Source organism: Mesorhizobium oxytropidicola, from assembly GCF_056174625.1.
The window spans coordinates 1,403,118-1,428,331 of sequence record NZ_CM149692.1; the positions used below are offsets into that span (position 1 = coordinate 1,403,118).

The following is a 25,214-nucleotide window of genomic DNA, read 5'->3' on the forward strand; positions in this document are numbered from 1 at the left end:
TCGTCGCCCATTGCCCGGATTTCCGCCCCAATGCCGCGCAAGATCGAAAATCTCTAGTTTTATGCATGTCGTTTTCCCAAAAAGGGGACCACTTTTGGGCAACATGCAGTCGGGGACGGGCTCTTCGAATATGGTTGATGATTCGTTAACGAAGCCGCGGATAGTATAGATCGCGAATGTCTGAAGGCTGGAAATCGACACTGGGCCCAACAGCGGGCTCATCAACCGGGCGCTTTGGGCGCGCGCGCTGCGGCATCGCGGCGGTGGCGGTGCTTTTGTCGTTGCATGCCACCCGGGCCGAGAACGCGCTCGACATGGCGCCCGATCCGGACCAGAGCCGCGCCGAGTACGAACAGGTTTCCAAGGAAATAACGCTGTCGTCGGAACGGCTGGCCAAGCTCGCCGCCGATATCGCCGCGGTCAAGAAGGACCATGCCTCTATCACCGCGGCGCTGATCCAGTCGGCGATGACCGAGCAGAAACTTGGCCAGGACATCGAGGACATCGGCGCCAAGCTGGAAGGGCTCAAGGGCCAGCAACAGAAGATCCGCACCTCTCTTGTGGCGCGGCGCGACGTGCTGGCCGAAGTGCTGGGCGCGCTGCAGCGCATGGGCCTCAACCCGCCGCCGGCGATCCTGGTCAAGCCGGAGGACGCGCTGTCGTCGGTGCGCAGCGCCATCCTGCTCGGCGCCGTGGTGCCGGAATTGCGCCAGCAGACCGATAGCCTGCTGGCCGACCTCAAGGAGCAGACCCGGGTGACGGCCTCGATCGAGGCCGAACGGGCGCGGCTGACGGAAGCGGTCGGCGAGCAGGTGGCGGAAAAGAAGCGGCTCGGCATGCTGCTCGAAGCCAAGCAGAAGCTCGAGGCCGATACGCAGGCGCAAATGACGGCCGAGCAGCAGCGCTCCGAGCAGTTGGCGGCCAAGGCTTCCAGCCTGAAGGACCTGATCTCCTCGCTCGAAGCGCAGGCCGACAAGACCCGCAAGGCCGCGGAAGCCGCAAAGGCAGCCGCCGCGGGCCAGCCGGCTGACGATCAGACGGGCGACAAGACGGCATCGCTGGCAGCACTGCCGGTCCCCGAAGGCAACCGGCTCACCGCAGCAGCTCCCTTTTCGGCGCTGCAGGGGCAGATCGCGCTGCCGGTCACCGGCCGCATCAAACGCCGCTTTGGCGCCGATGACGGTAACGGCGCAGTGATGCTTGGAGACATGCTTGCGACACAATCGGGAGCCATCGTCACCGCGCCGGCGGATGGGAATGTGCTTTATGCGGGGCCGTTTCGCTCCTATGGTCAACTCTTGATCCTCAATGCCGGGGACGGCTATCATGTCGTTCTGGCGGGGATGAGCAGAATCAGCGTCGTGACTGGCCAGTCGGTGCTCGCAGGAGAGCCGGTCGGCGCGATGGGAGAGGCCCGGGTGGCAAGCACCTCGGTTTCGAAGAATGGAAATGCCACGCCGGAACTTTATGTCGAGTTCCGCAAGGATGGAAAACCCGTCGATCCGGCCCCATGGTGGGCGGACCGTTTTTCTGGAAGGACGTGAAATGATGCGGAAACTGTCGCTTCTGTTTGCCGGTGCGCTGATGGGCGCCTCCGCCATGAGCCTTGTCTATGGTGCTCCTGGCTCGTCGGCGAACGCTGCGGGATCGGAGACCTACAAGCAGCTGGCGATCTTCGGCGACATCTTCGAGCGGGTGCGGGCACAATATGTCACGCCGCCCGACGACAAGTCGCTGGTCGAGAACGCCATCAACGGCATGCTTTCGTCGCTTGACCCGCACTCCTCCTACATGAACGCCGAACAGGCGCAGGACATGCGCGTGCAGACCAAGGGCGAGTTCGGCGGCCTCGGCATCGAGGTCACCATGGAGAACGACCTGGTCAAGGTGATCACGCCGATCGACGACACGCCTGCCGCCAAGGCTGGCGTGCTGGCCGGCGACTATATCGCCAAGATCGACGGCGAAGAGGTTCGCGGCCTGACGCTCAACGACGCGGTCGACAAGATGCGCGGCCTGGTCAACACGCCGATCAAGCTCACCATCCTGCGCCAGGGCGCCGACAAGCCGATCGAGCTGACGGTTGTGCGCGACATCATCAAGGTCAAGGCGGTCAAGTTCCGGGTCGAGAAAGACATCGGTTATATGAAGATCACCTCCTTCACCGAAAAGACCTATGACGACCTCGAGAATGCCATCGACACCATCAAGAAGCAGGTGCCGGACGACAAGCTCAAGGGCTATGTGCTCGATCTGCGCCTCAATCCGGGCGGTCTGCTCGACCAGGCGGTGAGCGTGTCCGACGCCTTCCTGAAGCGCGGCGAGATCGTCTCGACGCGCGGCCGCGATCCGAAGGACGTCACCCGCTTCGACGCCAAGCCGAAGCAGGTCGACGATGTCAACGGCAAGCCGATAATCGTGCTCGTCAATGGCGGCTCGGCCAGCGCTTCCGAAATCGTCGCCGGCGCGCTGCAGGATCTGCGCCGCGTCACGGTGGTCGGTACGCAGTCCTTTGGCAAGGGTTCGGTGCAGACCATCATTCCGCTCGGCGAGAATGGTGCGCTCAGGCTGACGACGGCGCTCTATTACACGCCGTCCGGCAAGTCGATCCAGGGCAAGGGCATCACGCCCGACATCAAGGTCGACCAGCCGCTGCCGCCCGAACTGCAGGGCAGGGATTTGACGCGCGGCGAGTCCGATCTCAAGGGTCATATCAAGGGCGCCGACGAGAGCTCGACCGGCTCGGGCTCGGCCGCCTATGTGCCGCCGGATCCGAAGGACGATCTGCAGCTCATCTATGCAGAGCAGCTGCTGCGCGGTCAGAAGACCGATCCGGCCTTCCCGCCCAATCCGGAAAAGGCCGTGCTCAACCAGTAACGGCTTGGCCGGCCAGGTCTGGCCGGCTGAACGAAGCAATGCGATGCTGCCGGGACCGAAAGGTTCCGGCAGTTTGATTCGGGGAGGCAAGACAAGGCCTCCAGATTCGGCGCCAGTGGCGCGCCAGGGTTGATGAATTCGCGCATGTCGCCGAAGGGGGTCGCCTTCGGAACCATGCGCTCCGGGGACAGCGCTTGGCTGATATCGGCAAGGACATCGAACGCCCGCTTGGACAGACCGTCCAGGCGCCGCGCGCCGCCGGCAAGGTCAGTGCGGGCGTGATCGTGTCGACAATTGTCGTGCTGGCGGTGGTTGGCGTGTCCGCCGCGATCGCGCTCCGGGAAAAGCCGTTTCGCAAGCCGCAAGAGGTCGCAGTTTCGACGCCGAAGGTGACGGCGGCGGCCGAGCCCGCTGCCGCGCCATCCGCTTTGGCCCCTGTCGCGGCACCAAAGGTTGAAACGCCAACCAAGACCGGTGGTCCGCAGATCATCCATGTGCAGAAGGAGGAGGGCGATGGTCCGCCGCAGGCGGCTATCGTCATTCGCGATCCGTCGAGCATTGGGCAGAACCTGAAGATTGCGCATCTTCCCGACAAGGCGCTGATCGAAACCAGCGACGTCGGACCCTTGCCGATACGCTCCGCCGATGGCAGGCGGCCGTTCGATGTCTATGCACGGCCGTGGTCCGGCGCGCGCGGTGCGCGGGTGGCAATCGTCATCGGTGGACTTGCCGTGTCGCAGACCGGCACCCAGGCGGCCATCGCCAAGCTGCCGGCGGAAGTGACGCTGGCTTTCGCGCCGCAAGGCAACAGCATCGGCCGCTGGATGCAGGCCGCCCGGCAGGGCGGCCACGAGATCGTCATGCAGGTGCCGCTCGAACCGTTCGACTATCCCAACGTCAACCCCGGCCGCAACACGCTGACGGTGGCGGCGAGCGCCGAAGAAAACCTGAAAAACCTGCACTGGGCGCTGTCGCGGACGACGAACTATACCGGTGTCATGAACTATATGGGCGCACGCTTTTCCGCCGACACGGCGGCGATGGAGCCGTTCATGGCCGAACTCGGCAAACGGGGTCTCGCCTATATCGACGATGGCTCGTCGGCGCGCAGCCTGGCGCCCGACCTGGCGCTGAAGGACGGCGTGCCCTTCGTCGCCGGCGACATGGCGATCGACGCGGTGCAGGATCGCGGTGCCATCCTGAAGAAACTGGACAGTCTCGAAGCCACCGCGCGGGCCAAGGGCTCTGCCGTCGGCATCGGCTCGGCCTTCGACCTGACGGTCGACACGGTCTCATCCTGGATTGCCGAGGCCAAGAAACGCGGCATCGAGATCGTGCCGATTTCGGCGGTGGCCATCGATCCGCAAAAGGGTTAGCCATCGGAAGATGGCTGGAGAGACTGACTGATGCCGAAGACGAAGATCGTCGACCGTGAAACGCTGCCCTACCGTCCCTGTGTCGGGCTGATGATCCTCAATGGCGATGGCCTGGTCTGGGTCGGGCATCGCATTGCCGAGCCCGACAGCGAATTCGCGGGCACGACGCAGCTCTGGCAGATGCCGCAAGGCGGCATCGACAAGGGCGAGGAGCCGCTGCAGGCGGCCGAGCGGGAGCTCTACGAGGAGACCGGCATGCGCAGCGTCTCGCTGCTCGCCGAGGCGCCGGACTGGATCAATTATGATCTGCCGGACCACCTCGTCGGCATTGCCTTCAAGGGGCGCTATCGCGGCCAGACGCAGAAATGGTTCGCCTTCCGCTTCCATGGCGATGTGAGCGAGATCCAGATCAATCCGCCGCCGGGCGGCCACACCGCCGAATTCGACAAATGGTCGTGGCGGCCGATGCGGGATCTGCCCGACCTGATCGTGCCGTTCAAGCGCAAGGTCTATGAAGACGTGGTGGCGGCGTTCAGCCATCTGGCGCGCTAGTCCGCAAAACGTTGGCCAAGGTTGCCGCGCCCGTGCGGTGGTCGTATTGATGGCCGATGCAATGAGGGTCGCCAATGAACGACGCCGTCAACCCGACTGCAGCGAAAACCGTCACCGATTGGCCGGTCAGCGAAGCGGCGGCTGGCGCGATCCTGACCATCGATCTCGGCGCGATCCGTGAAAATTACAGGCGGCTGAAGGCACGGCTGGGTGGCGTGCGCTGCGCTGGCGTGGTCAAGGCCGACGGCTACGGCCTCGGTGCCGCCCAAGTGGCATCGGCACTCATCAAGGATGGTTGCGATATCTTCTTCGTCGCGCTGCTGGCCGAAGGCGTCAAGCTGCGCAAGGCGATCGGGGGCGGGCCCGACATTTACGTGCTGAACGGGCTGCCGCCGGGTTCCGAACCGGAAGCGGTGGCAGCCGGCCTCTGCGCGGTCGTCAACAGTGTCGGACAGTTGAAAGCCTGGAGTGCTGCGGCACGCGCTGCCGGCCGAAAGCTGCCGGCGGCGGTTCAGGTCGACAGCGGCATGTCGCGGCTCGGTATGGCGCCGTCCGAAGTCGAGGCACTGGCCGGAGATGCCGATGCTTTCGAAGGCATCGACATCCGGTATGTGATGAGCCATCTGGCCTGCGCCGACGAGCCGCGCCATTCGGCCAATGAACAACAGCGGCAGGCCTTCGAGCGGCTGCGCGCCATGCTGCCCGAGGCGCCCGCCTCGCTTGCCAACTCTTCCGGCATTTTTCTCGGGCAGCCCTACCATTACCACCTCGCCCGGCCGGGAGCGGCGCTCTACGGCATCAATCCCACGCCTGGCGAGCCCAATCCGATGCTGCCTGTCGTGCGGCTGCGGGCCAAGGTGGCGCAGACGCGCCGCGTCGAAAAAGGCACCGGCGTCGGCTACGGCCATACCTATCACGCGGAAGGCCCGCTGAGCCTGGCGACGATCTCGTTCGGCTATGCGGATGGCTGGCTGCGTCGCTCCACTTCGGCGGCGTGGTTCGAAGGGGTGCGCCTGCCTTTCCTCGGCCGTGTGTCGATGGATTCGATCATTCTCGACGTCTCCGCCTTGCTGCCCGGCAAACTGCGCGAGGGCGATCTGGTCGAGCTGCTCGGTCCTTCGCAGAGCGTCGACGATGCCGCCGGCCATGCCGGCACCATCGGCTATGAAATCCTGGCCAGCCTCGGCCCGCGCTTTCATAGGCATTACGTCAATGGATAGCCCTTTGGGCTAGCCTCTTGGCGGGCGCGGCAAAATCCGGCAGACAGGGAATGGCATGCCCGGTGTCCGTGGCGGCGTGGAGCGTGATGCGATGAAGATCATGGTGCTGGGCGGTGGCGTCATCGGGGTGACCACGGCCTATTATCTTGCCAGGGCTGGTCACGAGGTGACGGTGCTCGACCGCCAGAAAGGCCCGGCGCTGGAAACCAGCTTCGCCAATGCCGGCGAGATTTCGCCCGGCTATGCCTCGCCCTGGGCCGGGCCCGGCATTCCGCTGAAGGCGATCAAATGGCTGTTGATGAAGCATGGGCCATTGGTGGTGCGGCCGGCCTTCGACCCGCATATGTGGACCTGGCTGGTCAAGATGCTGCGCAACTGCACGGCCGAGCGCTATGCGATCAACAAGTCGCGCATGGTGCCGCTCGCCGAATACAGCCGCGACACGCTGAAGGCGCTGCGCGAAGCAACCGGCATCACTTATGACGAGCGCACCCAGGGCACGCTGCAGCTGTTTCGCACGCAAAAGCAGCTCGACGGCACCGGCGGCGATGTCGAGGTGCTGAAGAAATATGGCGTGCCCTACGAGATCCTCGACCAGGACGGCTGCATCGCGGCGGAGCCGGCGCTGGCCGGTGTGCGCGAGAAGTTCGTCGGGGGGCTGCGGCTGCCGCATGACGAGACCGGCGACTGCAAGATGTTCACCGAGAAACTGGCCGAACTCTGCGTCGCGCGCGGCGTCACGTTCGAATACGACACGACGATCTGGCGCGTCATCCGCAGCCGCAACCGCATCGCCAATCTCAGCACCAGCAAGGGGTTCAAGGCTTCAGAAGCCTATGTGATGGCGTTGGGCAGCTACTCGGCCGGCTTCATGCGTCGGATGAAACGGTCGATCCCGGTCTATCCGGTCAAGGGCTATTCGATCACCGTGCCGATCAAGGATGCCGCCCTGGCGCCGGTGTCGACCGTGATGGACGAAACCTACAAGGTGGCGATCACCCGGCTTGGCGACCGCATCCGCGTCGGCGGCACGGCCGAGATTTCCGGCTTCGACCTCAGGCTGCATGAATCGCGGCGCCGCACGCTCGAACACTCGGTCGGCGATCTCTTTGCGGGCGCCGGCGCCATGCGCGAGGCGACCTTCTGGTGCGGACTGCGGCCGATGACGCCGGATGGCCCGCCGCTGATCGGCCGCACCGAGCTTTCCAATCTCTTCCTCAACACCGGCCATGGCACGCTCGGGTGGACCATGGCCTGCGGCTCGGCCAAGGTGCTGGCCGACATCATGTCGAACAAGGTGCCCGACATCGATGCCCGTGCGCTGGCGCAGGAACGCTACCTGAAATAGGGGGCGATGGGTCAGAACGCCTGCCTGACCCAAGCCTCGTCAAAGAGCAGCCGATAGGCCCATGGGATCGTTACGTTGGTGGCGACCGGGTTCGAGTGGGCGAGGTAGTCGTCATAGATCGGCTTCATCCTGACGTAGAAGGCGGGATCGAGCACCATCATGCCATTCTCCGAATCGTGGAAGAAGCTGCGGTTGTTGAGGTTGACCGAGGAGATGGCGACCAGCCTTTCGTCGATCATCATGATCTTGGAATGCAGCACCACGTCAGGCGCCTTGAACTCGCGGATGTTGATGCGGTCGCCATATTTCTCGACGAACAGCTTGTTGAGCGCGGTCAGGAACCTGCCGCCAATATCGCCCTTGAGATCGATGCGGCCGACAATGTCGATCCTGACGCCGCGCGCAAGCGCCCGGTCAAAGGCCTGGGCGAGGCTCGGCGTCAAATTGAGGTAGGGGTTGACGATCTGGATGTGGTGCCGGGCGGCATCGACCAGCTCGACGAAATAGGCCTCCAGCGCATGGTCGTCCTCATAGGGCACCGAGATGAAATGCCGGGCATTGCCTCGGGGGCGGCCATTGCCGCGAACCGGGATGGAAAAGGGGCGCGCCAGATTGGTGTCGGCGTCGCGCAACCATGTCGTCGACAGATGCGCGGCAAGCATCTCGACCGTCGCCTTGTCGGCGAACTCGATGTCGAAGTCGCTCCAGTTCGAATAGTAGTTCAGCGAAAGCCCGTCGGTCTTGCCATATTGCTGCAGGTCCGGATAGCGCGACAGGTCGATCGGCTGATGGAACAGGAAGCCATCATGGATGTTACGGCCGCCGATGATGACGCGCGAGCGCGCGGGATCCTCAGCCAGCGTCGCCAGCATCTTGATATGATGGGTCTTGTGCAGTTGTGAGATCTGCTCGTCGATCGGCGCGCCATGATCGGCGCGCCAGCGGTATTCCTGCAGTTCGACATTGGGGAATTCGGCCGCCAGCCGGTGCAGCATGGCGTCGTCCTTCTCGCGCTCCAGCACGTCGGTGACCAGGATGCGCACCTTGGTGCCAAGGGCGGCATGATAGCGGATCAGCCGCTCCATGATGCAGCCGGAGAAGTCGGCCTTGAATTCGAGCGAAGACAGATAGATCAGCTTCAGCCTTGGCGCCCTGGAGAAATCGAGCGGCAGCTCCGGATCGCCTTTGTCTATTGCCGCATCGGACAGTGGCTCGCCCATCAGCGCCTCGACCTTGGCGTTGAAGCCGTCGCGCGACTTGCGCAGCAGCCTGGGCTGGCCGATCGGCAGGGCGCAGGTCTGCGACAGCCAGCGGCTGGCATAGAAGGCGCGCTCGAGGGCGTCGAGGCCGGCGCTGTCGGGGACCGGGCAACGCTCATAGCGGCTGTCGAAGCTGGCGAGTGCGGGATCGGCGGTCTCTTCGCGCCGGATGGTGAGCGGCGCGCCGGCCGGGGCAAGGCCGGAGCGGATTCTTGCCGTGCAGCGCTTCAGGCTGTCGCTGGGAAACAGGCTGACCGTGTCGTCCTCGCCGGATAGGCGAAAGCGAAACGCCGCGCCGGCGGCGATGGTGCGTGAGGCGCCGGCGGCGCGGATCGCCAGAGGACCGTCGCAGGTGGCCTCGATGTCGGCAGGCTGCTGGCCGGCCTGGCGCATGACGATCTCGGTGCTGCGCGCCTGCAGGCCGGAGAAATCGAAAGTCTTGGGGGCCGACGGCCGCGCTGCCGCGTCGATATAGAGCGTCTGCCGCGACACGCGCCAGCGGCCGTCGAAATGGCCCTCGCCGCTGTCGCCACTGGCCGGTGGCAAATGTGGCTTGGCGACCGGTCCTGCCAGTTGCTGCAGCGTCGAATAGGTCGCCTGGAAGTCACTGTTCTGCACGTCGCGGCGGTTGCGCCCGAATGGGCCGGTGCCGTTGGCGCGATCCATGGCGCCGAGTTGGTTGTGGGCGAGCAGCGCCAGGAAGCGTCTTTCGTAGTCGCTGGCGCCGGCATCGCCGAAAAACTGCGACGCCGCGACCTGTGGCCCGGGCGTGCTGGCCGATAGAGAGGGCCGCGTGCAGGCTGCCTGTCCCGGCAGAAGGTCGCAGGCATCGCGGCCCGCGCCGGCGCAGCCGACAAGGGCGATGAGCACCAACCCGAACAAAGCGAGGATGATGGATGCGCGGCGGTTCAACCGGCGGCTCCGGCCTTCATGGCGGTCAACTGCGCCGGATCGCGCGGCGGCATGAAGCCCTGCGGAAACACCCTGCAGACGGGGATGGCGAAGGTGGCGATCAGCAGCTCCGCCTCGCCGCGCATCTTGCGTGGCGCTGTCTTGTCATCGCGGATTGCCCTGGCCGAGGCGACAAGCGCGCCGTCGCAGTCGCAATGATTGTGGCGGGCGATGTAGCAGGCGTCATGGGTCTGGCAGACCGCGTCAAGCCGGTCGACCGGTCGGGCCGACAGATCGCCGGTGCGAGTGCCCGGACCGCAATAATTGCCAATGACGAAAGGCGAGGGGCGCGCCATGGCGTAGCGGATCGGCTTAGGCAATTCGGCTTCCGGCACTTTGGTCCATGGGTTGGCGCAGGCAGACACGAACAGCAGCGGCAGGATGGCAAGAACGGCTCGCATGTCTATCCGCGCCAGCTTTCTGAATGATTTCCCCACCGGGCGATCTAGCCCACGGCTCGGGATCGCACGCCCTGATGCCACACTGGCCGGTTTTGTGGCAAGGAAAAGGCGGCGCGCGTGGCTACCGCGTTGTTGTAATATTGGCATAGTCTAGCTTAAGGGGCGACCCGCCCGGCATTCGGAGGACCAGCACCGGCGATGCGTATCTGTCTTCTCGTTACGACTGTGGGATTTCTGTCCTGCGCAGCGGGGGGCAAACGCCGCCGACAATACGGTTCATGACCGGGATAACTGGGTCTCGTTGACCGTTCCTCAGGAATGGACCACTGAGCTGCCTTCTGGCGAGGCGATGTTGCTGGATATAAAATCCACTGATGAGGGCCTTGACTGCATGGTGTCTGGCTCGCTCTACAACCCCCTCGCACCGGGTTCGCCGTCCGATCCGCGCAAGTTCATCGAGGACTGGTCTATGGACACCTGGACGAGGATGATGGGCAAATCGTTCAGCACGGCCGATTTCAGCAATGACCGGCTTGCAAGGTTTCCAGACGGCTACCCAGTGCGCCATGCTGACTTGGATTTCACCGTTAGCGACGAGAATATCAGCCTGCACGGCCATTCCAGGATTGCGTTTTCAATCCGGGGTGCGCGCTACGGTTATGTCAACTGCTCGTTGATGGCCGGGAGCGCAGAGGAGGTCGCGCAGAGATGGGCCCCATTGGCGGACACGGTCGAGCGTGTGGTGAATTCATTCGTTCTCGACCCGCCTTGAACGGCGCATTGCGGCTGCCGGTTTGCGAAATCAGGTAAAGAGGCTCCGCTCCCGCTCCACCGCCTTGGTGATGAAGCCGGCGACGAGTTGGACGCGGCGCAGCGGCCTGACCGATTCGTGATAGACCAGCCAGTAGGCGCGGCGGATCGGTGCGACCACATCGACGGGCACCAGTTCGGGCATCGACCGGGCGACGAAGGTGTGCAGGATGCCTATGCCGGCGCCCGAGCGCACCGCTTCGGCCTGGCCGAGGGCCGAGGAAATGGCGAAGCTGGTGCGCCAGTCGGCGCTGAATTCGGCGGCGTAGTCGAGTGAAGGGCTGACGATCAGATCCGGCACATAGCCGATGAGCGTGTGCCGAGCGAGTTCGGCCGCCGTTTTGGGCAAGCCATGCGCGTCGGCATAGGCGCGTGAGGCGAACAGGCCGAGCGAGTAATCGACCAGCTTTCCCGCCACCAAGCGACCCTCGGTCGGCCGCTCGACGGTGATGGCGATGTCGGCCTCGCGCCGGGACAGCGAGAAGGAGCGCGGCACCGGCACGAGCTGGATCGTCAGCTCGCGATGCAGCGCGGTCAGTTCGCCGAGGCGCCTGGCGAGGAAGGCGACGCCAAACCCGTCCGGCGCGCCGATGCGCACGGTGCCGGAGATATCGTCACCTTCGCCCGATATGGTCGAGCGCGCGGCGATCATGTCACCCTCCATGCGCTCGGCAATGTCGAGGAAGCGCTCGCCGGCGGGCGTCAACTCGCTGCCGGTGGTCAGGCGGCGAAAGAGTTTCGTGCGCAGCGCGTCCTCGAGTGCTGCGATGCGGCGCGAGACGGTGGCATGGTTGAGCTCCAGCCGCCTGGCGGCGCCGAGGATCTGGCCGGCGCGCGCCACGGCGAGGAAGATGCGGACGTCATCCCAGTTCATCTTACCCTCCCCCTTGTGGGGAGGGTCGATCCGCGTAGCGGAGCGGGGTGGGGGTGACGCTGGCGCCAGACCCCCACCCCGTCGAACGATCTCCGCTTCGCTCCGACCGCTCGCCGACCCTCCCCACAAGGGGGAGGGTGAAGGCTGGGTCCGGCAGGACAGGCGTGACGAAGCTCAACGTTGAGCGTTCCTGGGATGGCATTTGCGACAATTAATGCACAGTCGATGGCTGTTGTCTATTCTGCGCACAACGGTTGCGTTCTCCCTCACGTTGCCTTCGCCCCTGCAAAGGCGGACAATGCGCCCATCACAAACAAGGGAGAGACATCATGATCGAATACGGTCATTTCATCGGCGGCAAGCGTGTCGCCGGCACCAGCGGCCGCAAGCAGGACGTCATGCAGCCGATGGATGGTTCCGTGCGCGGCACGGTGGCGCTGGCCTCGCAGGCCGAACTGCGCGCGGCCGTCGAGAATGCCAAGGCGGCGCAGCCGAAATGGGCCGCCACCAACCCGCAGCGCCGCGTGCGCGTCTTGATGAAATTCCTCGAACTGGTCGCCCGCGACTATGACGAACTGGCCGACATACTGGCGCGCGAGCACGGCAAGACCATCGCCGACGCCAAGGGCGACATCCAGCGCGGCCTCGAAGTGGTCGAGGTCTGCATCGGCGCGCCGCATATGATGAAGGGCGAATTCACCGATGGCGCCGGCCCCGGCATCGACGTCTATTCGATGCGCCAGCCGCTCGGCGTCGTTGCCGGCATCACGCCGTTCAACTTCCCCGCGATGATCCCGCTGTGGAAGATCGCGCCGGCAATCGCCTGCGGCAATGCCTTCATCCTGAAGCCGTCGGAGCGTGACCCGGGCGTGCCGATCCGCATCGCCGAACTGTTCCTCGAGGCCGGCCTGCCGGCAGGCATCCTCAACGTCGTCAATGGCGACAAGGAAGTCGTCGACGCCATCCTCGACGATCCCGACATCAAGGCCGTCGGCTTTGTCGGCTCGACGCCGATCGCCCACTACATCTATTCGCGCGGCACCGCGGCGGGCAAGCGCGTGCAGTGCTTCGGCGGCGCCAAGAACCACATGATCATCATGCCCGACGCCGACATGGACCAGACCGTCGACGCGCTGATCGGCGCCGGCTACGGCTCGGCTGGCGAGCGCTGCATGGCTATCTCGGTGGCTGTACCGGTCGGCAACGACACCGCCAACCGGCTGATGGAAAAGCTGGTGCCGCGCGTCGAGAGCCTCAAGGTCGGTCCGTCAACGGATTCGGGCGCCGATTTCGGCCCGCTGGTGACGGCGCAGGCACTGGAGCGCGTGAAGGGCTATGTCGACACCGGCGTCAAGGAAGGCGCCACGCTCGTCGTCGACGGCCGCGGCTTCAAGATGCAGGGCTATGAGGACGGCTACTATATGGGCGGCTGCCTGTTCGACAATGTGACGGCGGACATGCGCATCTACAAGGAAGAGATCTTCGGGCCGGTGCTCTCGGTGGTGCGCGCGCCGACCTATGAGAGCGCGATCAAGCTCGCCAACGACCACGAGATGGGCAATGGCGTCGCCATCTTCACCCGCGACGGCGACGCCGCGCGTGACTTCGCAAGCCGTGTCCAGGTCGGCATGGTCGGCGTCAACGTGCCGATCCCGGTTCCGATCGCCTATTACACCTTCGGCGGCTGGAAGGCGTCGTCCTTCGGCGACCTCAACCAGCACGGCCCGGACGCGTTCCGCTTCTACACCAAGACCAAGACGGTGACCTCGCGCTGGCCGTCCGGCATCAAGGATGGCGCCGAGTTCGTCATCCCGACGATGAACTGAATTCATCGAGTTAAGGGCGCGGTTTTGGCCGCGCCCTTATTTTTTAAGCGGCATCACACCGTTGGAATCGTGCCACCATCGATGACGTATTCGGCGCCGTGGATCGATGCCGCTCGGTCCGAGACAAGGAATGCCACAAGTTCTGCAACCTCCTGCGGCCATGCCGGCCGGCCGATCGGGATGCCGCCCAGCGCATCCATGATGCCCTGGCGGGCGGTTGCCTCATCCGAACCCGAGTGGGATGCCAGTCGCTTCACCATGGCTTCCGAAGCGGTGGTGTGGATCCAGCCCGGCGCGACGGCGTTGACGCGGATGCCTTTGGCGCCGAGCTCCTTCGACAGCGCCTTGCTGTAGGTTGAAAGAGCTGCCTTGGCCGCCGCGTAGGCGATGGTGGATTCGTGCAGCGGCAGGCGGCGCTGGATCGACGATATGTGGACGATCGCGCCTGCGCCTTGCTCGATCATATGCGGGACAAGCAAGCGATCGAGACGCACCGCCGCCAGCAGATTGAGGCTGAGCTCGTCCTGCCAGAGCTGATCGGTCAGTCGGGCAAATCCGCCGCCGGGGCTTTTCGACCCGCCGACGCTGTGCACGATGATGTCGATGCCGCCAAGCCGTTCCCTGATGGCCGCGGCAACTGTTTCGGTACCCGCCAAAGTACTCACATCGGCCTGCACGAACAACCTCGGCTGGTATGCTTCGGTCGTTGAGCGAGCGGTCGTGAGAACGATCGCGCCTGCCGCAGAGAGCCTGCGCACAATGGCTTCGCCGGCACCCTTGGTACCGCCGGTGACCAGAACGCGCTTGCCGGCGAATTCCCGGTCGTCGATTGCAAATTTCTGAACGATGGTCATGCGCCAATCTCCAGTCGGGCGATCCGGTTGTCGGCCAGCGTGAAGACGTAGTGAAGCGTCGCAGGGCTGCCCGGGAAATTCCCCGACACGATGCCGGCAACCCGCCATGCATCGCCATGGACCGCCGCGTCGGCGACCTCGACGGTCACCCGATATTTGCGTGTCGTCTCCTCCATCCAGGCGCGGATGGCGGCCGGACCCCCATGGGTTTCGCCTTCGTCCTTGACCGTAGCGTCCGACGAGAAAGGCACGAGCATGGCGTCGATGTCATGCCTGTTCTTGGCGGCGAAATAATCGGCCAGCGGCTGCGGAAGGGTTGCGGTCATGGTCTCGTCTCCGGTGCGGGTTGCCGCCTCCAGCCGAGGCCGGCGGCGCTTGTCCGGCTTCTAAAATGAGATATGCTGGGAAAATGACAAGAACCAACGAAAAAGTAAGGTACTTACCTGAAGGTAAGGCTCGGCCCGAAAGTAAGCCCGAGACGCTGACGCCATTGTCGGCGGCAAGCGGCGTCGAGAATGTGCTGCGTATCCTCGAAGGCCGCTGGAAGCTGGTGATCCTGTTTCACCTGTTCGGCGGCAAGGTGCTGCGCTTTTCCGACCTCGAACGGGCGATCCCGGCGATCTCGCAGAAAATGCTGATCCAGCAGTTGCGACAGATGGAGGCCGACGGGATCGTTCGCCGTATCGTGCACCACCAGGTGCCGCCAAAGGTCGAGTACTGCTTGACCGATTGGGGCCAGGCACTGTGCCCGGCTCTCGATGCCTTGCTGAAATGGGCGGCCCTTCGCGAACCCGCGGAAGCTTGATGCGGGTTGTCGTCCTGCAACGCGCCGCGCGCTCCGAAATGCCGCTTGTTTTCGGATCGGGGCCTCACCATATCGATTCCAGGGAATGATAAAGTTCCCCTGACGACAGACCGGAAACCAGAAGGAGTGACGTGATGAAGACGTCGAACCCGGCCTGGAGCGTTTCGGTATATTGAGGCTGCCTCATGTGCCTCCCTTTGCCGGAACGCGAAGGCGAAGGAGGTGCCAGATGGCACACAAATTTTCGTTTCGATGGATCAGGATAGCCGCGACCGGCATCGCGCTGGCGCTGTCGACGCTATCGGCACAGGCGCAATTCATCTGCGGCGGCCACAGTGACCTCGTTGCGGCATTGGCAAAGGCCTTGCAACAAAAGCAGATCGGCTACGGTGTGGTTGGCCAGGCCGCCATTGTCGAGGTCTATGTTTCGGCAAGTGGGACCTGGTCGATGCTGGTGACTGACGTGCAGGGCCGGAGCTGCATTTTCGCGACCGGTGACGGGTGGGAGAATACCGCCGTCACCGCGGCGCAAGGGATTTGATCGCCGGTCAGCGCGTCGCGGCGACCTCGGCATGGCCGCGCAGCAGTGCCATCAGCCGCTTGGCGTCCTTGGCGGCTGCCTCCTCGTCGCCGTCGAGGATAGAGCGGATCAGCGCGACGTGATGCTCGGCTGATTCGGCCAGGCCCGTATCCGCCTTGTAGCGGAACCAGAAGCGGCGGCTGTGGGTCTGCAAGGGGGCGGCCAGCCGGGCGGCGAACGGGTTGTCGGCGGCCAGCGCCAGGGCCTCGTCGAGCGCCTTGTCGGCCTGGATGAAGGCAAGCACATTGCCCGAGATGACCGCCTTCTGCATGGCAAGGGCCGCCTCGTGAAACAGGTCGGCGGCCTCGCGGGTGACGAAGCGGGCGGCCGAGCGGGCCAGCACCACTTCGACGCCACGGCGGGCGTCGAGCACGCGCAGCCAGTCGCCTGGATGCAGCGGCGCGATCGCGATGCCGGCGCGTGGCCGGATATCCAGCAGCCCTTCCCAGGCCAGCCGCTGGATCGCCTCGCGCACCGGCGTGCGGCCGAGCGCCAGCTTTTCGATGAGCGCGCCTTCGGTGACGAAGCTCGCCGGCGCCAGTTCCAGCGTGACGATCATATGCTCGAGCACGCGGTAGGCCCTGGCAGCCGCTGGCTCGGACGTCATGGTTGCTTCCATGGATATCAAAGGCGATCTCCTGATATATCCGGGATATATCATAACAGATTCCGCATTGACAGTGGGTTTCTTAACAGATATACGACTGATATATCAGATGGAGACACGACTATGTGGACTGGAGTTTTCCCCGCCGTCACGACCAAATTCACCGCCGACGACCGGCTCGACCATGCCGAGATGGAGCGCTGCTTCAGCCTGCAGATGGAGGCCGGTTGCGACGGCATCATCGTCTGCGGCTCGCTCGGCGAAGGGCCGATGCTGTCGCCTGACGAGAAGATCGAGGTGCTGAAGACCGCGCAGAAAGTCGCCGGCAAGAAGCCGGTGCTGCTGACGGTCAATGAGGCGGGCACCCGCGAGGCGGCCAGCATCGCCAGGCGCGCCGCCAAAGAAGGCGCCAATGGCCTGATGGTGGTGCCGAGCCCGATCTACCACACCAACGTGGAAGAGACCGTGGCAGCTCTGCGTGCGGTCGCCGAGGCCGGCGACCTGCCGGTCATGATCTATTCCAACCGGCTCGCCTACCGCGTCGACGTCACGGTCGACCAGATGGAGGAGCTGGCGTCGGACAAGCGTTTCGTCGCCATCAAGGAATCCTCCGACGACATCAGGCGCTCGACCGAGATCATCAACCGGCTGGGCAGCCGCTACGACCTGTTCACCGGTGTCGACAACCTAGCCTTCGAGGCGCTGTCGGTCGGCGCCATCGGCTGGGTGGCCGGCCTGGTCACCGCCTTCCCGCGCGAGACCGTCGCCATCTTCCAGCTGATGAGAGAGGGCCGCCGCGAGGAGGCGCTCGCTATCTACCGCTGGTTCCGACCCTTGCTCGACCTCGATGTCTCGACCTATCTGGTCCAAAACATCAAGCTTGCCGAAGTGCTGGCGATTGGTACCAATGACCGCGTGCGCATGCCGCGCCAGCCGCTGTCGGGCGAGCGCCGCAAGGCGGTGGAGAAGATCATAGGGGATGCGCTGGCGGTGCGGCCGAAGCTGCCGTCGCTGCAGACGTCTCCTCGATCGGCGGACGAACTGGTGGCAGCCGAATAAGGGACAGCACTGACGTGCCAGGAAATTCCAAATCCCCGGAACAGGAGCGACGCTCCGCTACTGGGGCACCTTCTCCCCGTTCGCGGGGGGAAGGCGAGGACATCGCCATCATCGGCGGCGGCATCATCGGCATCTGCGCGGCGGCCTTCCTTGCCGAGGCAGGGCGGAACGTTACGGTTTTCGACCGAACCGGCATCTGCGAGGAGACGAGCTCCGGCAACGCCGCCGCCTTCGCCTTCTCGGATGTGCTGCCGCTGGCGCACAAGGGCATGATCAAGAACCTGCCGAAATGGCTGGCCGATCCGCTCGGCCCGCTCAGCATTCCGCCCGCCTACCTGCCGAAGCTGCTGCCCTGGCTGATCCGCTTCTGGCGCGCCGGCGCGGCGGCGAAATACGAGACCAGCCTCGCCGCCCAGGCCGGCATGATGAAGCTCGCCGAAGCGGAGTGGATGGGTCTGCTCGATCGCTCCGGCACAAGGCCGATGCTGCGCGAGGATGGTTCTCTCGAACTTTACGAAAGCGAGGCCGAGTTCCGCGCCGCGCTGCCGGGCTGGTCGGCGCGCGAGCGTTTCGGCATCGGCTTTCGCCATATCGAGGGCGAGAGCCTGGCGGGTTTGCAGCCGGGGCTGTCTCCGCGCTTCATCAAGGGCACCTTCGTGCCGGGCTGGAAGACGGTCGCCGACCCAAAGCTGCTCGGCAAGGCGGTGTGGGCCTACGCCGAGGCCAAGGGCGCCCGCTTTGAAATGGCCAGGATCGACCGGGTCGCGGCGGATCAGGATGGTGCGACGCTGACCCTGGCTGACGGCACGACCAGGCAGGCCAGGCAGCTTGTCGTCGCCGCCGGCGCCTGGTCGCACCTTTTGGCGCGGCAGCTTGGCGACCGCATTCCGCTGGAGACCGAGCGCGGCTACAACACGACCTTGCCCAAGAGCGCGTTCGACGTGAAGCGGCAGCTGATCTTTTCCGGCCATGGCTTCGTCATCACGCCGCTGGAGACGGGCCTGCGCGTTGGCGGTGCCGTCGAACTCGGCGGCATAGAGCGGCCGCCCAATTTTGCCCGCTCGAAGGCGCTACTGCAGAAGGCGCGGCAATTCCTGCCGGGGCTCGATCCTTCGGGCGGTCGCGAATGGATGGGCTACCGGCCCTCGCTGCCGGATTCGGTGCCTGTCATCGGCAGGGCGTCGGGAAGCCTGCCGGTGATCTATGCTTTCGGTCATGGCCATCTCGGCCTGACCCAGGCCGCGGCGACCGGACGGTTGATCCGGGAAATCGTCCTGGGGCAGGTTGCGTCTGTTGATCTCGCCCCCTTCAGTCCACAACGGTTTTGAATTTTTCGAGGAACGACATGGCCAAGAAATCCTTCTTCTGCATCGACGGCCACACATGCGGCAATCCGGTGCGGCTGGTCGCCGGCGGGGGCCCGCTGCTCAAGGGCTCGACGATGATGGAACGGCGCGCGCACTTCCTCGCCGAATATGACTGGATCCGCACCGGCCTGATGTTCGAGCCGCGCGGCCATGACGTGATGTCGGGTTCGATCCTCTACCCGCCGACGCGCGAGGATTGCGACATCGCCATCCTGTTCATCGAAACCTCGGGCTGCCTGCCGATGTGCGGCCACGGCACCATCGGCACGGTGACGATGGCCATCGAACACGGGCTGATCAAGCCGAAGACGCCAGGTGTGCTGAGGCTCGACACGCCGGCCGGCCTGGTTATCGCCGAGTACAAACAGGTCGGCGAGTATGTCGAGGAGGTGCGCATTACCAACGTGCCGTCGTTCCTCTATGCCGAGGGCCTGACCGTCGAATGTCCCGGGCTCGGTGAGATCACCGTCGATGTCGCCTATGGCGGCAATTTCTACGCCATCGTCGAGCCGCAGAGGAACTATCGCGACATGGCTGACCATTCCGCAGGCGATTTCATCGCCTGGAGCCCGGTGGTGCGGCAGCGGCTCAACGAGAAATATTCCTTCGTGCATCCGGAAAATCCCGGCATCAACAAGCTGTCGCACATGCTGTGGACCGGCAAGCCGACAGTGGAAGGGGCCGACGCCCGCAATGCGGTCTTCTACGGCGACAAGGCCATCGACCGCTCACCGTGCGGCACCGGCACCTCGGCGCGCATGGCTCAACTTCACGCCAAGGGCAAGCTCAAGGCCGGCGACGCCTTCGTGCATGAATCGATCATCGGTTCGCTGTTCAAGGGCAAGGTCGAAAAGAGGTCACGGTGGCGGGCAAACCGGCGATCATCCCCTCGATCGGCGGCTGGGCGCGCATGACCGGACTGAACACGATCTTCATCGACGACCGCGATCCGTTCGCGCATGGTTTCGTGGTCAAGTGATCCTGGCAGGCTGCTGATCATCAGCATCGACCGAGACCGCCCGGCGAAACCAGTCGGCGAAGGTGCGCGCGGCTGATGAGGCATCTACCGACATCGTCAGAAAATAGCTCTTGTCGCGGTTGGTCGAGACATCGGACAGAACCACCAGGTCGCCGCGCTTCAGTTCGTCACGAAAGACGTCGACCGGACAAAGCGCGACGCCGTGGCCGGCAATGACCGCCGTTGCGAGAATGTTGAAGTCGGCGAAGACGGGGCCGTTGCCGACATCGACATCGGGAAGGCCGGCCTCGGAGAACCATTCGCGCCAGCCCTGGCGGTTCTCGTCATGCAAAAGGTCGGCGGCAGCGATACCCGAAGCTGTTCGCAGCTGCTGCCTGCCAGCGAGGTAATGCGGACTGCACACCGGTCGGTTGAGGCGTGAAAACAGCTTGAGGCTGGTGACGCCAGGCGTCGGATCGGCTCCGAGCGTGATCAGCACATCGTTCTCGTCATCTCCGAGCCTGTCCTCGGCCTTGGCATAAGCGACCCGCATGCCGATGTCGGGATGGCTTGATGTAAAGTCCGGCAGGCGAGGAACCAGCCAGCGGCTGGCGATCGATGGTATGCAGCCTACGGACAGTGTCACTGATGCCGCATTGCGGCGGACGCGCCGGCATGTGGCGCCGAGTTCGGCAAGGGCGCCACTCGCCGACGCTTGCAGGATCACGCCGGCATCCGTCAGCCGTACTTTGCGCGCGTCCCGATGAAACAGAGGCACGCCCAGCCACTCTTCAAGCCGCCTTATCTGGTGGCTGATGGCCGGATGCGTGACGTGAAGCTCTTCGGCGGCCGCCGAAAAGCTCAAGCGACCGGCGGCGGCCTCGAAAGCGCGGATGGCATTCAGCGGGATATAGTCCATCTGTAAAATTTACTAACACATCAGCTGAGAAGCAATCATTTGAATGTCCATACACATTGCGGCACTCCTGCATCCATTCCATGGCCCTATTGGCATTCCTGGCTCGGGCCACGATCTGCAGGGAAAGAAAGCATGTTCACCAGACAATTGGCTGATGTAGAAAAATCTGACTTCTTCGTGGATTGGGGCAATGGCACCAGCCACCGCCTGCTGACGCAGCGGGACGGCATGGGCTTCACCGTCTGCCACACGGTCGTGCGCGCAGGCAGCGAATCGCGACTGCAGTATCGGCGGCATTTCGAGGCCTGCTATTGCATCGCCGGCGCTGGTGAGGTCGAAGACATGTCCGGCGCGGTGCATCGCATCGAGCCCGGCACGATCTATGTGCTCGACGAACATGACGACCACTATCTGCGTGCCGACGCCTCCGGCGACATGATCCTGGTGAGTGTCTTCAATCCTCCCCTTCAGGGCACGGAACGGCATGCGCTGAGCGAGGACGGGGGATCGGCGTACTGATCCGGAGAGGGCAATTTTCCTTGATCGGCGGCCAGGCAGGCACAGTCGCTTGAATGCGATGCGCACCGACGACCGCGATCCTTTCGAGCATGGCTTTGAGGTCGGTCAGGAGGAATCCTGACCTAGGGGAAAGGAGTGTGGCGAAAAAACGAACCGTGTCAGGAACGCAACGATTCTTCTTATCACCTAATTTTGACGGTGATTTCTTCGAAACGCGGCGCATGATACGGCCGAATCGTCAAAGACATTGCGTTATGCCAATGATAGGGTCCGCGATAGTCCAGGGGTCGGGTGCAAAAAACGGGCGGTCGAAACGACGTGAATCAGAAACACGCGGGGCGGTCAAAAAAATCACGTTGCAATCCGGGCTCGAAACTTTACGACTAGGGGAAATACGAAAAGGAATGCGTCTGCATGGGCGACATTCCAGGGGAGCCATGTACACATGCAGTACTTTGTCCAGCAGCTTATCAATGGGCTGACGCTGGGATCGATCTATGGGCTGATCGCAATCGGCTACACGATGGTCTACGGCATCATCGGCATGATCAACTTCGCCCATGGCGATATCTTTATGGTGGGCGCCTTCTCGGCGCTGATCGTTTTCCTCATCCTTACGGCGCTGTTTTATTCGGTGCCCGTGGTCATCGCGCTGCTGATCATGATGATCGTGGCGATGCTGCTGACCAGCCTCTACAATTGGACGATCGAGAAGGTGGCCTACCGGCCGCTGCGCGGTTCGTTCCGGCTGGCGCCGCTGATCACCGCCATCGGCATGTCGATCGCGCTGTCGAATTTCGTCCAGGTGACGCAAGGCCCGCGCAACAAGCCGATCCCGCCAATGGTCAGCCAAGTCTACAGCATCAACGGCGTCAGCGTGTCGCTGAAGCAGATCATCATCGTCATCGTCACCGCGCTGCTCCTGGCGCTGTTCTGGTACCTGGTCAACAGGACCTCGCTTGGCCGCGCCCAGCGCGCCTGCGAACAGGACCGCAAGATGGCGGCGCTGCTCGGCATCGATGTCGACCGCACCATCTCGATCACCTTCATCATGGGCGCCGCCCTTGCCGCCGTCGCCGGCACGCTGTTCCTGATGTATTACGGCGTCGTTGCCTTCTCCGACGGCTTCACACCTGGTGTGAAAGCCTTCACGGCGGCGGTGCTCGGCGGCATCGGCTCACTGCCGGGTGCCGTGCTCGGCGGGCTGATGATCGGCTTCATCGAGAGCATGTGGTCGGCGTATTTCTCGATCGACTACAAGGACGTCGCGGCGTTCTCGATCCTGGCGATCGTGCTGATCTTCCTGCCTTCCGGCATTCTGGGCCGGCCAGAAGTCGAAAAGGTCTGAGATCATGGCCGTCACCGTATCTCCCGAGCGCGACACCGTCGCCACCCCTGTCCAGCGCGCCCTCAAGGAAGGGTTCTATGCCGGCGCCATCTCGCTTGGCCTGTTCGTGCTGTTCATCGGTCTGAAGACCGGTCAGAACATGTCCAATGAACTGGTCGTGACGACGCGCTGGGGCCTGCTCGCCGCCGTGGTGATCGCCACGGCCGTCGGGCGCTTCCTCTATGTCGCCTATGGCCAGCCCTTCATGGCCAGCCAGAAGATAACCAATGTTGCCACCGGCCTGTTGCCGGCCAGCGTGGCGTCACGATTCTTCCAGTTGCCGTGGTTCGTCGCGGCCGTTGTCGTAGCGGTGCTGCTGTTCGTGTTCAACAGCTCGCTCGCCGGATGGGTGGGAGCAGAACCGGCCGGCTATCTGCAATTCCTGCGCGCCCTGGCGATCATCTATGTGCTGGCTTGCGTGATTTACTACTTCCGCGCCTTCATCCATGCCAACTTCACCAGATTGGGCATCACGGCGCTTGTGCTGTACCCGATCCTCGTGGTCGCGGTGCTGTCGCTGAACGCCTGGTCCATCACCGGCGGGCTGCAGGGGTCGCTGAAATGGGTCGACAATTTCGGCATCCAGATCCTGATCTATGTGATGCTGGCCTGGGGCCTGAACATCGTCGTCGGCCTCGCCGGCCTGCTCGACCTCGGCTATGTCGCCTTCTATGCGCTTGGCGCCTATGCCTATGCGCTTCTTGCCACGCAATACGGCCTGTCGTTCTGGATCCTGTTGCCGGCCGCCGGCGCCATGGCTGCTCTCTGGGGGGTGCTGCTCGGCTTCCCCGTGCTACGCCTGCGCGGCGACTATCTGGCGATCGTGACACTGGCTTTCGGCGAGATCATCCGCCTGGTGTTGATCAACTGGCGTGAGGTCACCAACGGCTCGGCCGGCATTTCCGGCATTCCCAAGGTCAGCTTCTTCGGCCTGATGTCGTTCAACGTGTCGGACCCCAACTACATCGCTAAGGTGCTGGGCATCGCCCAGTCGGGCGCCTACTACAAGATCTTCCTCTACTACCTGATCCTGGGCCTGTGCCTGCTCACCGCCTTCGTCACCATCAGGCTGCGCCGTCTGCCGGTCGGCCGTGCATGGGAAGCCTTACGCGAGGACGAGATCGCCTGTCGCTCGCTCGGCATCAACACCACCACCACCAAACTGACCGCCTTTGCCACCGGCGCCATGTTCGGTGGCTTCGCCGGCTCGTTCTTCGCCGCGCGGCAAGGCTTCGTCAGTCCGGAATCCTTCGTCTTCCTGGAATCGGCCATCATCCTGGCGATCGTCGTTCTTGGCGGCATGGGCTCGCTGGTCGGCATTGCAGTTGCCGCGATGGTGATGATCGGCGGCACCGAGGCGCTGCGCGAACTCGACTTCCTCAAGGAGATCTTCGGGCCGGACTTCACGCCAGAACTCTACCGCATGCTTCTCTTCGGCATGGCCATGGTCATCGTCATGCTGTGGAAGCCGCGTGGCTTCGTCGGCAGTCGCGAACCGACCGCTTTCCTGAAAGAGCGAAGGGCCGTCTCCGGTTCCTTTACCAAGGAAGGACACGGCTGATGAATGCGAACTCGATTCAGAAAGCCAATCCGGGCATGAACGACGCCATCCTCCAGGTCCAACATCTGTCGATGAAGTTCGGCGGCCTGGTCGCCATCGGCGATCTGTCCTTCGCCGCCAAGCGCGGCGAGATCACAGCGCTGATCGGCCCCAATGGCGCCGGCAAGACCACCGTGTTCAACTGCATCACCGGCTTCTACAAGCCGTCGGAAGGCATGATCACGCTCAACCGGAACGATGGCACGAGCTACCTGCTCGAGCGGTTGCCCAACCATGAGATCCCGGCGCGTGCCAAGGTGGCGCGCACCTTCCAGAACATCCGCCTGTTCTCCGGCATGACGCTGCTGGAGAACCTGCTGGTCGCTCAACACAACAAGCTGATGAAGGCATCGGGCTATACGATCCTGGGCCTGTTCGGCTTCAGCGGCTACCGCAAGGCTTCGGCCGAATCGATCGAGCTTGCCAGGCACTGGCTGGAGAAGGCCGATCTTATCGATCGCGCCGACGATCCGGCCGGCGACCTGCCCTATGGCGCACAGCGGCGTCTCGAAATCGCACGCGCAATGTGCACCGGGCCAGAGCTTCTGTGCCTCGACGAGCCGGCAGCCGGCCTCAATCCGAAGGAATCAGCGGCGCTCAATGAACTGCTGATCGACATCAAGAAGACATCGGGCACCTCAATCCTGCTGATCGAGCACGACATGTCCGTGGTCATGCAGATTTCCGACCATGTCGTGGTTCTGGAATATGGCCGCAAGATCTCCGACGGCAGCCCGCAGTCGGTGCGCACCGATCCGCGCGTCATCGCCGCCTATCTCGGCGTCGACGACGAGGAGGTCGAGACCGTGCTGACCGAAGTCGGCGACGAAGACGTCATCGAGCAGCTCGACATAGGCCGGATGCCGCGCATGGCCCGGGGACATCGTCGTCATACCTGGCCGGACCGGTGAGCGACACCGTCGGGCACAGCGAGGGCGAGCGTGTCACCGTGTCGAAGGGTGCTTCGAAGGCGGCGCAGGTCGATGCAAAGGCCAACTTGCCAAGAAAGCCCTCCGAGCGGGCCACGGCCAAGCCGACCGGAAAAGCCTCGACAGCCAAGCCGCG

Annotated in this window: 23 protein-coding genes and 1 pseudogene; 17 read left to right on the top strand and 7 right to left on the bottom strand. The window is 63.9% G+C overall.

The genetic code is table 11. The features are described 5' to 3' along the window. Positions 1 to 176: 176 nt before the first annotated feature. The 6 genes from AC0V8S_RS06985 (at position 177) to AC0V8S_RS07010 (ending at position 7,373) form a co-directional block, all read left to right on the top strand. On the top strand, positions 177 to 1,544 hold the full coding sequence (locus AC0V8S_RS06985; RefSeq protein ID WP_183464084.1) for a murein hydrolase activator EnvC family protein: 1,368 nt from the start codon (positions 177 to 179) through the stop codon (positions 1,542 to 1,544). A gap of 1 nt (position 1,545) precedes the next feature. Continuing rightward, a complete protein-coding gene (locus tag AC0V8S_RS06990; RefSeq protein ID WP_475437260.1) occupies positions 1,546 to 2,877 on the top strand; it encodes a S41 family peptidase in 1,332 nt (443 codons plus the stop codon). A gap of 194 nt (positions 2,878 to 3,071) precedes the next feature. Next, on the top strand, positions 3,072 to 4,253 hold the full coding sequence (locus AC0V8S_RS06995; RefSeq protein WP_475437261.1) for a divergent polysaccharide deacetylase family protein: 1,182 nt from the start codon (positions 3,072 to 3,074) through the stop codon (positions 4,251 to 4,253). 30 nt (positions 4,254 to 4,283) lie between these two features. After that, positions 4,284 to 4,805, top strand: a complete 522-nt coding sequence (locus AC0V8S_RS07000) for an RNA pyrophosphohydrolase (RefSeq protein ID WP_183464078.1) — start codon at positions 4,284 to 4,286, stop codon at positions 4,803 to 4,805. 74 nt (positions 4,806 to 4,879) lie between these two features. Further along, positions 4,880 to 6,025, top strand: a complete 1,146-nt coding sequence (gene alr, locus AC0V8S_RS07005; protein WP_183464076.1) for an alanine racemase — start codon at positions 4,880 to 4,882, stop codon at positions 6,023 to 6,025. A gap of 91 nt (positions 6,026 to 6,116) precedes the next feature. Further along, positions 6,117 to 7,373, top strand: a complete 1,257-nt coding sequence (locus AC0V8S_RS07010; protein WP_475438586.1) for a D-amino acid dehydrogenase — start codon at positions 6,117 to 6,119, stop codon at positions 7,371 to 7,373. Positions 7,374 to 7,384: 11 nt separating this feature from the next. Here AC0V8S_RS07010 and AC0V8S_RS07015 read toward each other — a convergent pair whose 3' ends face one another. Beyond that, a complete protein-coding gene (locus tag AC0V8S_RS07015) occupies positions 7,385 to 9,544 on the bottom strand; it encodes a phospholipase D-like domain-containing protein (RefSeq protein WP_475437262.1) in 2,160 nt (719 codons plus the stop codon). Beyond that, a complete protein-coding gene (locus AC0V8S_RS07020; protein WP_475437263.1) occupies positions 9,541 to 9,984 on the bottom strand; it encodes a hypothetical protein in 444 nt (147 codons plus the stop codon). Before AC0V8S_RS07020 ends, AC0V8S_RS07015 begins: the two co-directional genes overlap by 4 nt. Positions 9,985 to 10,285: 301 nt before the next feature. Here AC0V8S_RS07020 and AC0V8S_RS07025 point away from each other — a divergent pair, with 301 nt between their 5' ends. Continuing rightward, positions 10,286 to 10,756, top strand: coding sequence for a hypothetical protein (locus tag AC0V8S_RS07025; RefSeq protein ID WP_475437264.1), 471 nt, complete (start codon positions 10,286 to 10,288; stop codon positions 10,754 to 10,756). 30 nt (positions 10,757 to 10,786) lie between these two features. Here the strand turns inward: AC0V8S_RS07025 and AC0V8S_RS07030 are convergent, their stop codons facing one another. Next, positions 10,787 to 11,668 (bottom strand): LysR family transcriptional regulator, encoded by an 882-nt coding sequence (locus AC0V8S_RS07030; protein ID WP_475437265.1) that lies wholly within the window; start codon positions 11,666 to 11,668, stop codon positions 10,787 to 10,789. A 329-nt stretch (positions 11,669 to 11,997) separates the two neighbouring features. On the opposite strand from AC0V8S_RS07030, the gene AC0V8S_RS07035 reads away from it, so the two are divergent. Further along, positions 11,998 to 13,494: a CoA-acylating methylmalonate-semialdehyde dehydrogenase gene (locus AC0V8S_RS07035; RefSeq protein ID WP_095201085.1), complete on the top strand. Its 1,497-nt coding sequence runs from the start codon at positions 11,998 to 12,000 to the stop codon at positions 13,492 to 13,494. A gap of 53 nt (positions 13,495 to 13,547) precedes the next feature. Here AC0V8S_RS07035 and AC0V8S_RS07040 read toward each other — a convergent pair whose 3' ends face one another. Together AC0V8S_RS07040 and AC0V8S_RS07045 are read right to left on the bottom strand one after the other, a co-directional pair. After that, entirely contained in the window at positions 13,548 to 14,348 is an 801-nt protein-coding gene (locus tag AC0V8S_RS07040; protein ID WP_475437266.1) for an SDR family oxidoreductase, read from the bottom strand. Next, the gene (locus AC0V8S_RS07045) at positions 14,345 to 14,674 is read right to left on the bottom strand and encodes a nuclear transport factor 2 family protein (protein ID WP_475437267.1); all 330 of its coding nucleotides are present in this window, start codon (positions 14,672 to 14,674) and stop codon (positions 14,345 to 14,347) included. Before AC0V8S_RS07045 ends, AC0V8S_RS07040 begins: the two co-directional genes overlap by 4 nt. A 155-nt stretch (positions 14,675 to 14,829) precedes the next feature. Here AC0V8S_RS07045 and AC0V8S_RS07050 point away from each other — a divergent pair, with 155 nt between their 5' ends. After that, on the top strand, positions 14,830 to 15,153 hold the full coding sequence (locus AC0V8S_RS07050) for a winged helix-turn-helix transcriptional regulator (protein ID WP_179298008.1): 324 nt from the start codon (positions 14,830 to 14,832) through the stop codon (positions 15,151 to 15,153). 229 nt (positions 15,154 to 15,382) lie between these two features. After that, entirely contained in the window at positions 15,383 to 15,694 is a 312-nt protein-coding gene (locus tag AC0V8S_RS07055) for a hypothetical protein (protein ID WP_183464057.1), read from the top strand. Between the two features lie 7 nt (positions 15,695 to 15,701). On the opposite strand, the gene AC0V8S_RS07060 is transcribed toward AC0V8S_RS07055, so the two are convergent. Then, a complete protein-coding gene (locus AC0V8S_RS07060; protein ID WP_475437268.1) occupies positions 15,702 to 16,394 on the bottom strand; it encodes a GntR family transcriptional regulator in 693 nt (230 codons plus the stop codon). A 69-nt stretch (positions 16,395 to 16,463) separates the two neighbouring features. Between AC0V8S_RS07060 and AC0V8S_RS07065 the strand changes: the two genes are divergently transcribed. The 3 genes and pseudogenes from AC0V8S_RS07065 (at position 16,464) to AC0V8S_RS07075 (ending at position 19,745) form a co-directional block, all read left to right on the top strand. After that, positions 16,464 to 17,399, top strand: a complete 936-nt coding sequence (locus tag AC0V8S_RS07065) for a dihydrodipicolinate synthase family protein (RefSeq protein WP_475437269.1) — start codon at positions 16,464 to 16,466, stop codon at positions 17,397 to 17,399. A gap of 14 nt (positions 17,400 to 17,413) precedes the next feature. After that, complete coding sequence (locus AC0V8S_RS07070) at positions 17,414 to 18,727, top strand: NAD(P)/FAD-dependent oxidoreductase (RefSeq protein WP_475437270.1); 1,314 nt, start codon at positions 17,414 to 17,416, stop codon at positions 18,725 to 18,727. Positions 18,728 to 18,744: 17 nt separating this feature from the next. Continuing rightward, positions 18,745 to 19,745, top strand: a pseudogene (locus tag AC0V8S_RS07075) (4-hydroxyproline epimerase). On the opposite strand, the gene AC0V8S_RS07080 reads toward AC0V8S_RS07075, so the two are convergent. Continuing rightward, positions 19,738 to 20,643, bottom strand: coding sequence for a LysR substrate-binding domain-containing protein (locus AC0V8S_RS07080; protein ID WP_475437271.1), 906 nt, complete (start codon positions 20,641 to 20,643; stop codon positions 19,738 to 19,740). The pseudogene AC0V8S_RS07075 and the gene AC0V8S_RS07080 overlap by 8 nt on opposite strands. Positions 20,644 to 20,775: 132 nt before the next feature. Here AC0V8S_RS07080 and AC0V8S_RS07085 point away from each other — a divergent pair, with 132 nt between their 5' ends. From AC0V8S_RS07085 to AC0V8S_RS07100, 4 genes are all read left to right on the top strand, one after another. Then, entirely contained in the window at positions 20,776 to 21,162 is a 387-nt protein-coding gene (locus AC0V8S_RS07085; RefSeq protein ID WP_095201092.1) for an ectoine synthase, read from the top strand. 445 nt (positions 21,163 to 21,607) lie between these two features. Continuing rightward, positions 21,608 to 22,510: a branched-chain amino acid ABC transporter permease gene (locus AC0V8S_RS07090; RefSeq protein ID WP_095201093.1), complete on the top strand. Its 903-nt coding sequence runs from the start codon at positions 21,608 to 21,610 to the stop codon at positions 22,508 to 22,510. 4 nt (positions 22,511 to 22,514) lie between these two features. Then, positions 22,515 to 24,110, top strand: a complete 1,596-nt coding sequence (gene livM, locus AC0V8S_RS07095) for a high-affinity branched-chain amino acid ABC transporter permease LivM (RefSeq protein ID WP_475437272.1) — start codon at positions 22,515 to 22,517, stop codon at positions 24,108 to 24,110. After that, the gene (locus AC0V8S_RS07100; RefSeq protein ID WP_475437273.1) at positions 24,110 to 25,060 is read left to right on the top strand and encodes an ABC transporter ATP-binding protein; all 951 of its coding nucleotides are present in this window, start codon (positions 24,110 to 24,112) and stop codon (positions 25,058 to 25,060) included. Before livM ends, AC0V8S_RS07100 begins: the two co-directional genes overlap by 1 nt. The last annotated feature ends 154 nt before the right edge of the window (positions 25,061 to 25,214 follow it).